Here is a 312-nt window from a genome sequence, read left to right as displayed (position 1 = left end):
GGATCAGTGATGACCACCCCTACTCTCTTCTCTTTTATTGCCCAGACAAGCTATGATAAAATAGCTTGTATAAGGGGGTGGATGAACTAGGATAAAAATGAAGAGGATATTTAGGAAGTCAAGCAAGTGATGAAAATTTGAGTGTAGAGGAGGGAACATCATTGGAAGAAATGCTACAAAAGATTGTCCTTAAGTTAGATCGTATGGATGAAGATATACAAGGTATAAGATCTCGTATGGAACATGATTTACAAGGAATCAATGTACAAATACAAGGTATTAACGGCTTAGCCCCCTAAGTTTGGACACTTT

At 37.5% G+C, this 312-nt stretch carries 1 protein-coding gene; it reads left to right on the top strand.

Translation table 11 applies throughout. The features are described from left to right. The first annotated feature begins 161 nt into the window (after positions 1 to 161). Positions 162 to 299: a hypothetical protein gene (locus tag EIZ39_RS27040; protein ID WP_164985363.1), complete on the top strand. Its 138-nt coding sequence runs from the start codon at positions 162 to 164 to the stop codon at positions 297 to 299. Positions 300 to 312: the final 13 nt, after the last annotated feature.

The sequence above is a fragment of the Ammoniphilus sp. CFH 90114 genome (assembly GCF_004123195.1).
GTDB lineage: Bacteria > Bacillota > Bacilli > Aneurinibacillales > RAOX-1 > YIM-78166.
Note: the sequence above shows the minus strand (reverse complement) of the source record. Positions and strands in the feature narration are given on the sequence as shown.